The 13,220-nt window shown below is 33.4% G+C and carries 11 protein-coding genes and 2 pseudogenes; 5 read left to right on the top strand and 8 right to left on the bottom strand.

The window, feature by feature from the left end; genetic code table 11:
* Positions 1–8: 8 nt before the first annotated feature.
* Genes ABWU45_RS00895 through ABWU45_RS00885 form a run of 3 tightly spaced genes read left to right on the top strand, consistent with a single transcriptional unit; the run spans position 9 to position 2,444 of the window.
* Positions 9–491 carry a phosphatidylglycerophosphatase A gene (locus ABWU45_RS00895; RefSeq protein ID WP_029237689.1) on the top strand — a complete coding sequence of 161 codons (483 nt, stop codon included), beginning with the start codon at positions 9–11 and terminating at the stop codon, positions 489–491.
* On the top strand, positions 481–1,272 hold the full coding sequence (locus ABWU45_RS00890; protein ID WP_064085647.1) for a GNAT family N-acetyltransferase: 792 nt from the start codon (positions 481–483) through the stop codon (positions 1,270–1,272). Before ABWU45_RS00895 ends, ABWU45_RS00890 begins: the two co-directional genes overlap by 11 nt.
* Before the next feature lie 35 nt (positions 1,273–1,307).
* Positions 1,308–2,444, top strand: coding sequence for a hypothetical protein (locus tag ABWU45_RS00885; RefSeq protein WP_265042071.1), 1,137 nt, complete (start codon positions 1,308–1,310; stop codon positions 2,442–2,444).
* 3 nt (positions 2,445–2,447) lie between these two features.
* Here the strand turns inward: ABWU45_RS00885 and ABWU45_RS00880 are convergent, their stop codons facing one another.
* From ABWU45_RS00880 to ABWU45_RS00840, 8 genes and pseudogenes are all read right to left on the bottom strand, one after another.
* On the bottom strand, positions 2,448–3,236 hold the full coding sequence (locus ABWU45_RS00880) for a succinate dehydrogenase iron-sulfur subunit (RefSeq protein ID WP_007302009.1): 789 nt from the start codon (positions 3,234–3,236) through the stop codon (positions 2,448–2,450).
* 54 nt (positions 3,237–3,290) lie between these two features.
* A complete protein-coding gene (gene ybeY, locus ABWU45_RS00875; protein ID WP_015587883.1) occupies positions 3,291–3,749 on the bottom strand; it encodes an rRNA maturation RNase YbeY in 459 nt (152 codons plus the stop codon).
* Positions 3,750–4,088: 339 nt separating this feature from the next.
* Positions 4,089–4,487 carry an EVE domain-containing protein gene (locus ABWU45_RS00865; protein WP_264330442.1) on the bottom strand — a complete coding sequence of 133 codons (399 nt, stop codon included), beginning with the start codon at positions 4,485–4,487 and terminating at the stop codon, positions 4,089–4,091.
* A complete protein-coding gene (gene ftsZ / locus ABWU45_RS00860; protein WP_353278666.1) occupies positions 4,487–5,671 on the bottom strand; it encodes a cell division protein FtsZ in 1,185 nt (394 codons plus the stop codon). Before ftsZ ends, ABWU45_RS00865 begins: the two co-directional genes overlap by 1 nt.
* A gap of 406 nt (positions 5,672–6,077) precedes the next feature.
* A complete protein-coding gene (locus ABWU45_RS00855; protein ID WP_353277994.1) occupies positions 6,078–7,355 on the bottom strand; it encodes an IS4 family transposase in 1,278 nt (425 codons plus the stop codon).
* A gap of 102 nt (positions 7,356–7,457) precedes the next feature.
* Positions 7,458–7,997: pseudogene (locus tag ABWU45_RS00850) on the bottom strand (IS4 family transposase); the annotation flags it as partial.
* A gap of 53 nt (positions 7,998–8,050) precedes the next feature.
* Positions 8,051–8,689 (bottom strand): hypothetical protein, encoded by a 639-nt coding sequence (locus ABWU45_RS00845; RefSeq protein WP_353277993.1) that lies wholly within the window; start codon positions 8,687–8,689, stop codon positions 8,051–8,053.
* Positions 8,655–9,851, bottom strand: a complete 1,197-nt coding sequence (locus tag ABWU45_RS00840) for a hypothetical protein (RefSeq protein WP_353277991.1) — start codon at positions 9,849–9,851, stop codon at positions 8,655–8,657. The genes ABWU45_RS00845 and ABWU45_RS00840 overlap by 35 nt, the downstream gene beginning before the upstream one ends.
* Before the next feature lie 341 nt (positions 9,852–10,192).
* Here ABWU45_RS00840 and ABWU45_RS00835 point away from each other — a divergent pair, with 341 nt between their 5' ends.
* Both ABWU45_RS00835 and ABWU45_RS00830 read left to right on the top strand, forming a co-directional pair.
* Positions 10,193–11,824, top strand: a complete 1,632-nt coding sequence (locus ABWU45_RS00835; protein ID WP_353278055.1) for a recombinase family protein — start codon at positions 10,193–10,195, stop codon at positions 11,822–11,824.
* A pseudogene (locus ABWU45_RS00830) lies at positions 11,742–13,216 on the top strand (YifB family Mg chelatase-like AAA ATPase). Before ABWU45_RS00835 ends, ABWU45_RS00830 begins: the two are co-directional and overlap by 83 nt.
* The last annotated feature ends 4 nt before the right edge of the window (positions 13,217–13,220 follow it).

The raw sequence follows: 13,220 nt of genomic DNA, 5'->3' as shown, positions 1-13,220 counted from the left end.
GGTATATTGTGAAATTTTTATATAAATTAATATCAACATGGTGGCTATCTGGCACGGTAAAACACATGCCAGGTACTATAGGCAGCTTGGCTGCTTACCCAATTGTTCCTATATTACTCAATGACAGAATTTTAGGTACAGCAATTATTTTTTTTTTATTCTTAGTTGGATTATGGTCTACAGGCAATTATATACAACATTACAAAGCTCCGCATGATCCAAAAGAGGTAGTAATTGATGAAGTAGTTGGTCAATTGCTGACAGTACTTCTAGTTTCAATATTATTAGAACAAGAAATGAATAGCTCTGTATTGTTGGTGTGCTTTTTCTCCTTTAGGTTTTTTGATATAATAAAAGTGTGGCCTATAAATTTGATTGATAAAAATACAAAAGGTCCTTTAGGTATTATGCTAGATGATGTTGTAGCTGCAATTTTAGCCTTTGTTTTTATAGGAGCCTTTTATTGTTTATTGTTGGTTTATGCAGAATAAAAAAATTTGTTATTCAAGCTTAATTATTCAGAACCTAAAGGATTATATACTTTATGCAACGAATTTGTCCAAGTGGGAAATACATGACGAATTTGATAATGTTATATTTACAGTAAATGGTACCAGAGAATCGTTATTTAATTTTGTGTTTTGTGAAGATCAATGTACTGAGCTTTCCATATGCAGAACTCTAGATTATCTCAAAGCACGAAATATAGAAGCAACATGGATAATAAGTCCACGTATAAAAATAGGGGGTATTTTAGAAAAATGCGAAATAAAACACGTTAGCACACCAAAAAAAGTTTTACTCAATATAAAAGATTATTTTTTGCCTGATGATGCTGTTCCAAATTTGAAGTTCAATGTTGTAAATAGTAGTGAGCTCTTAGAGCAATTAGATTTACACACTTCTAAAATTTTTTATCACAGAATTAGTATTGTTAGCACATTTTTTCGCCAATTATCGAATTATGATGATAAGAGCTCAAGGTTAAGATTTTTTCTTGTAATGCTAAATAACGAAATTGTTGGAACATGCGGTCTTTATATTCAAGACAGCATAGCTGGTTTTTATAGCGATGGAGTTTTACCAATTTACAGGGGTCGTGGAATAGGAACTCAAATGGTTCTAGAAAGAATAAAGATAGCTAGGCAATTTGAATGCAAATACATAGTAGCACATTGCATGAAACCTTCTGTAAACCTTTATAAGAGATTAGGCTTTAGGGTATTGGGCAATCTTCACTTATATACCTCTTCAGTACAATCTCTTTGCTGAGAGGTTATAAATTTTTATATTTGTTTTAGAATACTATGTTTTTTTTGTATGAAATAGTTTTACTACTAATTCTAGTATTCTTCTTTTTCTCATATTCTAAATTAAAAATTAGTAATAAAATTAAGGACTTACAACATCAAAATGTTATCATAAATAATTTAATAGATACTGTAAATGATGGATTTTATATTTGGGACGCAAAAAAACGTATAGAAAAATTTTCTCCCAATTTACTAATTTTGCTTAATACTGTTTTTTATTCATTTAATGAGTTTGTAAATTTTTTTGAGCAATCAGAAAGCTTAATTAAAAGTTTTGCTGAGGCAAAGGAAATAAATAAATCTTTTACTCTAGATTTAAAGTCAAAAGACAGTGAGGTTTATTGCACATGTTATGGTAAAAGCATAATAGATTATTCTAATAATGTGATTGGTGTGTTGTTGTGGATAAGAAATATCTCCGATTATAAGATAAAAGCTAATGAACTTGAGTTAGAAAATAGTAAGCTTATGCGAGAATTGGAGAACTATAAAAAAATTTTTGACTCTTTACCATTTCCAATACTGAAGCACAATAAGAATAAAAAAGTAAGGTTTTATAACTTATTTTATGATAAATATATAGGCAGCTCTAAAAAATTTACTGTTGCGAGTGGCTCCTATAACGTAAAACCAGGAGAGTGTGTAATAACTTACAAGAACGAACCTAAGGTTTTTAATTTTGTTGAAGTTCCAGTGCAAAATTCTAATAGCATAGTAATGTATGGAAAAGATATTAGTGATGAAAAAAAATTACATACTGAGCTAAGCAATTGTTTAGCTGCACAAGAAAGTTTGCTTGAGAAGCTATCGATTGCTGTAGCGATATATAGTAAGAATCAAAAGCTAAAATTTTATAATAATGCTTTTATAAAAACTTTTCAGTTTGATCCAAAATTTTTGGAGTCTTATCCAACTTATCACGAGATTATGCTTCACCTATTTGAATCTAAAAAGCTTTTAGGAAAAGAGGATTTTCAAACTATTAATAATCAAAGACATGAGTTGTTTAAAAGATTACTGGAATCATATGGTGAAACAATACATTTCATGAACGGAAGAACGTTTAGAGTATTAACAATACCCTATGCTTCAGAGGGTCTACTATTTTCTTACGAAGAGTGCCAGAAATAACACTCAAATTCCTTCTCTCTCTACCATAAGCTGTTTTACTTTCGCTATCGCTTTTGCTGGGTTAAGACCTTTCGGGCAGGTTTTTGTACAATTCATTATTGTATGACAACGATACAACTTAAATGGGTCATTTAAAGAAGCAAGTCTTTCTTCTTTCTTATTATCACGACTGTCAGCAATCCATCTATAAGCTTGCAGTAATATCGCTGGCCCTAAAAATTTATCACCATTCCACCAATAGCTTGGGCAACCAGTCGAACAGCAAGCACATAGTATACAATCAGACAGACCATCCAATTTTTTTCTATCTTCAGGAGATTGAAAGTATTCTTTATTTTGTAAGGCAGATTTATCTGTTTGTAACCAAGGTTTAATCGATTTGTATTGCTCATAAAATTGGCTTAGATCTGGAACTAGATCCTTTACTATATACATATGAGGTAGTGGATATATTTTTACTTCACCTTTTATATCATGTATAGATTTAGTGCATGCAAGAGTGTTGGTACCATCAATATTCATTGCACAAGATCCGCATATTCCTTCTCTGCAAGAGCGTCTAAAAGTTAAGGTTGAATCTATTTCATCCTTTATTTTTATTAATACATCAAGTACCATAGGGCCACAATTATCCATATCGATAAAAAATGTGTCTATTCTTGGATTTTTATCATCATCAGCAGACCAACGATAAATTTGAAATCTTCTAATATTTTTTGCTCCAGTAGGAGTAGGATAAATCTTGCCCTTTTTATTAACTTTAGAATTTTTTGGTAAAGAAAACTGAACCATATTGCTTACCTTTTACAGCTAAAACCCCTTTTTTGTAAATAACATATTTTGGTATTATCTACCATACTTTTCCTTTTCAAATTCAAGCAAAGCTAAAATCTTGCTCTCTAAACTTTTCATTATAATTTCTTCATCTTCTTTTTGATGATCATAGCCAAGTAAATGCAGCAATCCATGAACTAACATGTGTGCAGTGTGAGTGAGGATAGATATACAGTACTCATGAGACTCTCTTTCTATTGTATCTACTGCAATTGCTATGTCTCCTAGATCACATTCACTAGATAACTGTTCGCATGGAAATGATAGTACATTAGTTGGCTTATCTATTTCTCTAAACTTAAGATTAAGTTGATGTAGCAAGTTATCATCAGCGAGAGCTATTGATATATTTGGTTTATAATGATCTATTTTTAATTCTTTTAGAGAAGCATTAATAATATTTAATACAAAACTCTGTGGGTCCTTCGTAATACTATGCCACCTCTTATCAAGAATATTTACTTCTAACATGAATAAAGCACCAGAAAGGACATTATCCCATCACTTGACATTGGAACCCAAAAAAGAAGAATTATAGACCATCGTATCATACACACAACTATACGAATATTGTACACTAGAAGTATGTCATCCCAGTGCCCCGACACTGGGATCCAGGAATTCTGATTAGACATTAGGTGAGTGAATATAAAAGCTATATTAAAACACAACATTTTTAATGTGGTTGCATTACAGCTGGATTCCAGTGTCAAGCACTGCTTTGTGTTTGATGAAAAATCGGCTACTTCAAAACAAACACTCATACAGCTGTATGTTGTGTGCTGAGGTAATATTGTTTGGCAACAGGTATTATACATCACTCATCCTTATTATTTCATTCCACTCAGTCTCTAAAACCGGAGAAACTGATAAACGTGATTGTTTTAATATAACCATATTTTTCAAAAGTGGGTTTTGTTTTATACTGTTTAACGTCACTTGGTTACTTAAAGGTTTCAAAAGTTTTACATTCACTAGTCCAAATTTGGAATTATAAACATGATAATACTCCTTTAATACTTCAACTATTCCAAGTATAACTCTCTCTTTACCTGTATGATAAAAAAATGCAAGATCGCCTAATTTCATAGCTCTCATGTAATTTTGAGCTTGATAATTGCATACACCATTCCACTGCGTCACCTGCTCCTTTCCCATTTTTTGCCACGAGTATTCACTTGGCTCTGACTTGAGTAGCCAAAATTGCATTATTTTTTTCTTCTTAAATAAGCTGGTATATCATAAACATTGCTACCCCACTTAACTCTTTCATTTGTTTGCTCAGTTGAAGCATATTCTTTTGTTTCTGATATTGGAATTTGATTATAAGGCCATTTAAAATTTTTTTCCTCTGCTGGGATCTTGTTTTGATTAACAGATGAATTGTTGTTACAGCTATCAATGCCAGTTGCAAGAACAGAAACTCTAACTCTTCCCTCCATCGCCTGATCAAAAGTGGCACCAAATATTATATTTGCATTTTCATCCACTTCTTCACGCACTCTATTTGCTGCAGAATCAACTTCAAATAGAGTCATATCTCCACCACCAGTAATATTAATCAATATTCCTTGCGCACCTTTCATTGATACATTATCAAGCAATGGATTAGATATCGCAGCTTCTGCAGCACTAATTGCCCTATCTTCTCCTTCTGCCTCTCCAGTACCAATCATTGCTTTACCCATCTCACTCATTACTGTTTCTATATCAGCAAAATCAAGATTAATCAGTCCTGGCATGATCATCAAATCAGTTACTCCTCTTATGCCAATATGCAGAACATTATCGGCGAGTTGAAATGCGTCAGCAAATGTAGTTTTCTCGTTAGCAATTCTAAATAAATTTTGATTGGGAATGACAATAAGTGTATCTACGTATTTTTGCAACTCTTCAAGTCCAAGCTCTGCAATGCGCATACGTCGCACACCTTCAAAACCGAACGGCTTAGTTACAACTCCAACAGTCAGTATCTTTTTTTCTTTTGCTCCTTTATCTTTAACTACCGCTCTTGCTTCTCTGGCTGCTTTTGCAATTACCGGTGCAGCACCTGTTCCAGTACCACCACCCATCCCTGCTGTGATAAAGAGCATATGGCTATCTTTTATATGCTCCATAATTTCATCAATTGATTCTTCTGCTGCACCTTTACCAACATCAGGTAAAGCACCAGCACCAAGGCCCTTAGTTAAGTTAATACCAAGTTGAATTTTTTTATCACATAATGACTTCTCTAACGCTTGAGCATCGGTATTTGCTACAACAAAATTTACTCCTTGTAAATTGGATTGAATCATGTTGTTCACAGCATTTCCACCAGCACCACCCACTCCCACAACGGTAATCCTTGGGTGCAATATGGGTAATTCTGGTAAACTAAGGTCGATTGACATTTAAATTTTACTCAAATATTAGTGAATTCACTTGATAACAAGTTACTGCTTTTTTAACAATATGCAAACATTTTTCATTTTGACATACGCAAACAGTAAACAAGATTTACTTATTCTTAACATTATTAATCAGTAGATGTAATAATTATAGACTTTCAAATAACACTGCTTAAGATGCAAAAAAAAATTGTGAAAAAGGGATAGAAGCCTCACTGCCATTAAGTTAAGGGAAAGAGAAGTTAAGATTGGACAAAAAATTTGAAGTGATTGATAATTATGGTAAATACTAGGGTGAATTTTTAAGAAAAGGGAGTCTGAAAAGTGCAAGTTATTTAAAAAAGTAATAATTGCAGGTTATTTTGCAAAGAATGTACTAATGCAATGATACTGAAAAGATATCTTGAATTTAAAACACATGTTTTCTAGCTCTTTTCTGGTAGTTGAGTGAACGAATATCAGATATCTTATGACGATCAACTCTTCTCCCTTTTCTCACCACTAAAGTGTTCATCAAAAATAACTGTGATAGTCGATCCATAATGCAGTCTATGTCTGACTCTGTAGAAAAAATATCAAAGGCTAAGTTTTTAATCGCATTAAATGAGACAGATTTATTGATGCTTTTTTTTAGTTTACTATTCTGTGAGCTCAATGTCTCTTCATCATCTTCTATCATGATACTTTCTAGATTACTGATGAAGATAGTTGACCAAAAATCCTGCTTGATAGTTTCAATACTTTTTCCTGTGAAATTCTCTAAATTTAATCTTCCCTTCAGCCTAGAAAAAAATGTTTCTACTCCCCAGCGCAAGTAATATAATCTCTCAAACTCTTCAACTGTAAAACGTTTCTCATCTAACAGAGATGTTACTAACACTTCAACTTCGCCAGAAGAAAGTATTATTTTGACTAACCTGAATTTCATCTCATCAGGTAATCCTAGCTTTCGTAGCTGTCTTGCTACTTTAATAGGTGCGGTAGACACTACCACCGTACTAGATGGGCTTTCCGGCTTAAACATAGCGTTTATTTCATTGAAAGACGAACTTGAACAGCGAATTATATAATTGATTTTCCTTCCTGTAAGCTCAGCAAGAAATCGATAAGATACGTATCCTCTATCACAGATTAACAAATCGTCTGATTTTATGGATTCAAGCATACCGATTGCTAAATCAACCTCATAGCTGTCACCTCTACTTAGCACAGATTTTATTGCAATATTATTTAGCACATCGTAACAAACTTCAAAGGTTGCACTTGTATAGTCTTCAAATCTCTGGATTCCATTCCATACTGCTCTTGAGCTAAACTCACCTATTATTTTGTCGCTCTTTGGCAGAATCAGTATTGAAGCATCAAATGCAAGTACTCTGAAGCCATGGTGGGTTTTAAATTCCTGATCTTGGTAGTATAGGGAAACTATATCATCATTTAACTCTGAAAACGCAGTATGTTTTAGCTTCTTTCTTGCTTGAGTAAATGCACTTGCCGTAATTGTATAATCTTTTCTTGTATGCAGAACAAACTCATTAAGCATCACTTGTAATGACTTTACACTCTTTCTAAAAATCAGGAGAAATACATTAACGAAGGGCAGCTTTCTTTTTCGTGAGAAGTCTTTTGAGGATGCTCTGTGTGCGTTTATAAAGTTTAAACTCATCAATTTATTTTTTATAAACATGATTATTCTTTTTTTTACTCATGTCATTACTTCTTTTAATTTGTGAATCTTACCTGATTTTATAATACAGTTCATCACTTTTCCTTAACTTAATGGCAGTGGGTCTGATCTTACCCCCTCCGTTAAATTAAGTTGGTCTATTATCTGATTCATGTAGTCGAAAACTAATTGTAACTTTATTCCATACTTAGTATTGCTTTCATAGCCACTGTAGCTAGTACCATAACCTTTATACATCTCTTCCATACTGTTAGGTAGAGTAATATAGCTACTGTCCAATAATTTAACACTATTAAATTGCTGTAAGATTTTGCAATCAACTTGCAAGATATTTTTAAAGAGAATCACAGATTCATTATACATCCTTTTCATAAATTCCACTGCTTCTTCAGTAAATCTAAAATCCAAACCTTGTTTTGTTATATCTATCGAGTCCTCGTTTAGTAATTGACACATTGTTTCTACGCTACAATTATCAACTCCTATATTACCCAAGACCATGGCTTTTACGAATGATGAACCTTTTAGCTTTCTCTTTCTTTTTATAAACCTTGTTGTAATTGAGATTTTCTCTGCTTTTTCATTAAAAAATTCTTTGAGCTTTTTTGATAAGCTAGTTATTTTATTCATTGGTTCTCTCACTAAAAGTATATCTGGGAGAACTTATACCTTATTATTCTATCTCTTTCATACCTTTATTTCCTTAACTTGACGCGTATGATCTCAGTTACAGTCTTAAGCTGACAAAACAGTTTCACCATTGGCACTACATATAGATTCAGTAATAGATTTGGTATATCTTTTTTTAGAGTGATGAGAACTGTAGGGTGGACTCTAAGTTTATCTATAGTTAAAAATATCGCATCAGTACAAAAATCAAGGATTATTAGATTTACAATACGACCTTGATTACAAATATAATAAACTCCTTGTTCCACTTTTTCCCACATAAGTCTTGAATCATTCAACTTTGTTTCAAACCAGTCTATGACCTTTTCTGTATTTAAGTATATGGATAAGAGATGAAATCTCTGTTTTTGATAAGTGTTAGGTAAAATATGACGAGAACAGTTTTCACAAATAGCGTCATCACATGCTTCATCAAAGTCTGAATCAATAAAAATCTCATTACTACAACTTGGATCAACTACATTTGGCCAATCAAGACGATCTTCCTCACGAGAACAAACAATATAATACCTTTCTTGAATTTTTATCCATCCAAGATCAAATAAGTATCTTGCTGCTTTAATATGATTTTGGCTTGGATTTACCCAAGAACTATTTGAACTTAAAAGATCAGCAATTTGCTCGTGAAAGAATTTTAAGACCATAAGATTGTTCCATATGTTTCTTCAGGTCCTCTCTTTCTTTTTTATTGAGTGGATGCTCTGAATAATAAACTTCCCCACTTATTTTGAAAGAAAATGTTACCTTTTTGTTTTGGAACATTACTTTAGCTGATTGAATAGATTGTAGTATGTTGCCAATAGCTGGCTTTAAAATATGTAACTCTGGTGCAATAGGATCATATGGCTTTACACTCAAAGTAAGATATGTATTACTATTTTTAAAATAATCTGACTTAAAATTTAACTCAAATATACAAATGTCAGAGTCAGAACCATCTATACATGCTTGAAGAAATTTGTGCACTTGTAATGGAAAGTTCTTATCTTGTATACTTACAAAAGTACATTCGCAGTCAAAATACCCACTTACAATGCTATTTGCTATTTCCACAGCCTTGTTAGTATTTTTAGCACAGAGATTAACCTGAGTGCCATCAAGAGAAAAGTCTAAAATCATCCACTCAGGTTTATGACCATGAACAACTTTGTTTGAATTAAGCAGTAAATCCATGTCACTTCCTCGACGTACAAACATATATATTCGATCTTGATGATGGAAAAAACCCTGCAACTGGTCATCATCCTTAAGTATCTGCTCTACGGCTTCTCGTGACATAAATTCCTTAAATGAAGTATGTATTTGTCTTGGTGATTTCTGTAAAGCAAATGATACGAAACCTTTCTTTTGTACTTTATCAAAGTGATAGACAGATTTTAGAAGTTCACAATTTATGTGAAATAGTAAAAACAATAAGGATCTTTTATCATACTTGGTATTGTTTTTTACCAGGTACGATCTCATTAACTTCTCAGTCAGAGCAAATCTTGCTACTTCACTAACTGTAGCCTCAAGTTTTGTACGATCAAAGTAGCTAATGAGATAATAGTCAAAAAGAGAGTCAGAGTAACTGGTAAGTATCTTACGTTTTTGTTGAGTGGATCTATCGTCATAATTTCCGTCCTGAAAAAGTTGCCCATTTAAATGATTTTTAAAGCAATGCTGAAAAATGATGCTAAGTTGTTTACCAGAAAGGGAATCTAACCAAGATTGACGTACATTAGAATCCTGAAAACGTTCTAGTAAGAGGTTAACAGGAACTTCTAAATCACTCTCCCAGAATTCATTACTTGGATAAACATTCATGATACTTTAAATAAGCTATATCATATATAATATGATAATTTAAGCAAAGATTTTTTGGACATAATTTTTTCAAATCTTGTATATTTATTAGGGAGAATTTGTGTGAACTAGACAGCTACCTTGAATAAGGTATCCATTGGTTTAGTCTAAAATGGTAAAAGTTTTCTTTTAGCTGTTGATAAGAATTCTCCCAACCTATTAGAAAATTCACAGGAAGAAAAACATGCAAAAAGGGGATTTAACTATTTATTGCCGTTATGAACCTCATAGGTTAGCGGGTACATATTTGGCAGATGCTTATGAACAATTATTGAAATATAGAACTAAGGAGGTGAAAGAAAATGACAACGGTAAGCTTGTATGCAAGAGTTTCATCAAGACAACAAGCACAAGAGAATACGATAGAGAGTCAGATTGTAGAATTGGAGCGTCGCATTAGTAGCGATGAACATGAGTTATTAGATGAGCATAGGTTCATCGATAATGGCTACAGTGGATCAAACTTAGAACGTCCTGGCTTAGAGAGTTTACGTGATAGAGTAGCAGAAGGTAAGATTGATAAGATATACATTCATTCACCTGATCGGCTATCACGGAAATTTTCATATCAAATGATCTTACTCGAAGAGTTTAAAAAGGCTGGATCTGAAATAGTATTTTTGAATCATAAGTTTGATGATAATCCTGATTCCCATTTATTTCTACAGATTCAGGGAGCAATAGCAGAGTATGAACGTGCAAAGATTATGGAACGAAACCGTAGAGGTAAACTTCATGCGGCCAAAGCTGGGTGTATAAGTGTGATGGGTAGGGCGCCTTACGGTTATCGCTACATAGCAAAACACGTAGGTGAAGGAAGTGCTAAATTTGAGGTTGATGAAGAAGAGGCAAATATAGTGCGTAAAATATTTAGTTGGGTTGGCCAAGAAAGAGCAAGTATAGGAGAAGTTGTACATGAACTGAATAAGATACCGGTAATAACACGAACAGGAAAAAGGTATTGGAAAAGGAGCACTATTTGGAACATGTTAAAAAATCCTGCTTATATAGGACAAGCAGCTTATGGTAAAACTAGGACATGCTCAAAACCACAAGTAAAAAAGTCAAAAAAAGGAACTTGTGGTAAACTTAAAAGTGGTCGCTTTAACAGTGATAAAGAGAACTGGACTTATATTCCAGTACCAAAAATAATCAATGAAAATTTATTTGATTCAGTGCAAACACAATTAGCTGAAAATAGACAAAGAGCAAGAGTACGACAAAGAAGAGAAACATATTTATTGCAAGGTTTAATGGTATGTCAACGTTGTCAATATACTTATTGTGGTACAAACCACGTTCATAAAAAGTCGACATATTATTACTATCGTTGCTCTGGTACAAACTCTAGCAAATTCAATGGCAATAAAATCTGCGATAATAAATCAATACGCACTGATGTATTAGATGGAGTGATATGGGAAGAAGTCAAGAGTATCTTGAAAAAGCCAGATAGGATTGCAAATGAATATCAACGTAGATTATCAGAGAACAAAAAACCTTTACATAATCAAACACGTGAAAAGCAAGAAAGTAAGCTAAGATTAAGTATCAAAAAATTTATTGATAGCTATGCCAAAGGGTTTATAAGCCAAGAAGAATTTGAACCAAGAATCACAACAATGAAACAGCATTTGAAAGAAATTGAAGAAGAGAAAGAAAGAACGATTGATCAAAAAAAACTACAACAAGAATTGAGCCTTGTTACAGATAGCTTGAAAAACTTTTCCTCAAGCGTTGAGTCAAAGCTTGATCAAGTGGATTGGCAGACTAAACAAAATATTATTAGAATGTTGATTCATCAAATTGAAATCAATCACAATCACTTGTATATAGTATTTCGCATAAAAAATCTTGCACATTTTGATCAAAATAGCCATAATAGAATTATGCAATGTTGTACTAGTAGTCAATATTGTTGGACTGCCGGATAAAACTGTTGCAGAATCCAGAGAGCGCATCAGAGCAGCGTTAAATTCAATCAATCTTCTGTTACCTCCAAAAAGGATTACGGTTAATCTTTCCCCTGCGGATTTGCTTAAAGAAGGTAGTCATTATGACTTAGCTATTGCTGTTGGATTACTTGTTGTAATGAATGTGATACCAGTTGAAAAAGTTCAGTCTTATATAATTATGGGCGAGCTTGCACTAGACAGCAGAGTCATACCAATCTCAGGAGTACTTCCAACAGCAATCAGTGCAAAACAGGTAAATAAAGGAGTAATTTGCCCAAGGGGAAATGGAGTACTTTATGGGTAAAGAATGTTTCTATTCTGGCTATAGAGAAATTAACCGATATTATCAGACATTTTAAGGGTGAGCAGTTAATTCAGCCGGTAACTTTTAACTATAGCGCTGCACCCAAAGAAAAAAATTCAGTTCCAGATATAAAGGATATTAAAGGTCAAGTTGTTGCAAAAAGAGCAGCTGAAATTGCAGCAGCAGGTGGACACAATATGCTTCTTGTTGGACCTCCTGGTACTGGAAAATCAATGCTTGCTAAGCGATTTATAGGGCTATTACCCGATTTGACTGAACAAGAGATGATTGATGTTAATATTATCTCTAGCATAACAAAAGCCGGTAACGAAACATTTAAAGTAACTCGTCCCTTTCGTGAACCTCATCACTCATGCTCGATGTCAGCGATGATAGGAGGAGGGAAAAATGCAAAGCCTGGGGAAATCACCATGGCTCACAATGGTGTGTTATTTCTTGATGAGCTACCTGAATTTCCAAGGCTTGTGCTTGATTCTCTACGTCAACCACTTGAAGATAGAAAAGTTACTATTGCACGTGCAAATGCTCACATTACTTATCCAGCTAATTTTCAACTTATAGCTGCAATGAATCCCTGCAGGTGCGGTTACTTAGGTGATGCAAGTAGATCGTGCAACAAAGCTCCAAAATGCGGCACAGATTATAGAAATAAAATATCAGGACCTTTGCTTGATAGAATAGACATATGCATTGAAATGCCAAACGTTAGCATACTTTCTCCTGAAATCTCTGTGGAGGGAGAAAGTACCGAGGTTATAAGAGGAAGGGTGATAGCAGCGAGAAAAATTCAAACTGAGCGTTATAGTAAATTTAATATTCGTTGCAATGCAGAAGTCAGTGGTGAAGCATTAAATAAATTCACTGAACCAGATCAGGAAGGGTTAGAATTGCTAAAATACGTACTGAAAGAAAATTACATTTCCAATCGAGGCTATACACGTGTATTAAGAGTCGCAAGAACCATTGCAGATCTTGCGAAAAGTGAAGAGGTAAAGAAAGCACACATTGCAGAAGCGCTGAATTACAGAATAAGAATGTATAAATAAATTA

The sequence above is a fragment of the Wolbachia endosymbiont (group B) of Longitarsus flavicornis genome (genome assembly GCF_964028135.1).
In the GTDB taxonomy this organism is placed as follows: Bacteria; Pseudomonadota; Alphaproteobacteria; order Rickettsiales; family Anaplasmataceae; genus Wolbachia.
Note: the sequence above shows the minus strand (reverse complement) of the source record. Positions and strands in the feature narration are given on the sequence as shown.

Bases quoted from the DNA above. Each gene is read 5' to 3' on its own strand.
- ABWU45_RS00890 (WP_064085647.1), top strand. From the start codon at position 481: ATGCAGAATAAAAAAATTTGTTATTCAAGCTTAATTATTCAGAACCTA.
- ABWU45_RS00885 (WP_265042071.1), top strand. From the start codon at position 1,308: ATGTTTTTTTTGTATGAAATAGTTTTACTACTAATTCTAGTATTCTTC.
- ABWU45_RS00880 (WP_007302009.1), bottom strand. From the start codon at position 3,236: ATGGTTCAGTTTTCTTTACCAAAAAATTCTAAAGTTAATAAAAAGGGC.
- ybeY (WP_015587883.1), bottom strand. From the start codon at position 3,749: ATGTTAGAAGTAAATATTCTTGATAAGAGGTGGCATAGTATTACGAAG.
- ABWU45_RS00865 (WP_264330442.1), bottom strand. From the start codon at position 4,487: ATGCAATTTTGGCTACTCAAGTCAGAGCCAAGTGAATACTCGTGGCAA.
- ftsZ (WP_353278666.1), bottom strand. From the start codon at position 5,671: ATGTCAATCGACCTTAGTTTACCAGAATTACCCATATTGCACCCAAGG.
- ABWU45_RS00855 (WP_353277994.1), bottom strand. From the start codon at position 7,355: ATGTTTATAAAAAATAAATTGATGAGTTTAAACTTTATAAACGCACAC.
- ABWU45_RS00845 (WP_353277993.1), bottom strand. From the start codon at position 8,689: ATGGTCTTAAAATTCTTTCACGAGCAAATTGCTGATCTTTTAAGTTCA.
- ABWU45_RS00840 (WP_353277991.1), bottom strand. From the start codon at position 9,851: ATGAATGTTTATCCAAGTAATGAATTCTGGGAGAGTGATTTAGAAGTT.
- ABWU45_RS00835 (WP_353278055.1), top strand. From the start codon at position 10,193: ATGACAACGGTAAGCTTGTATGCAAGAGTTTCATCAAGACAACAAGCA.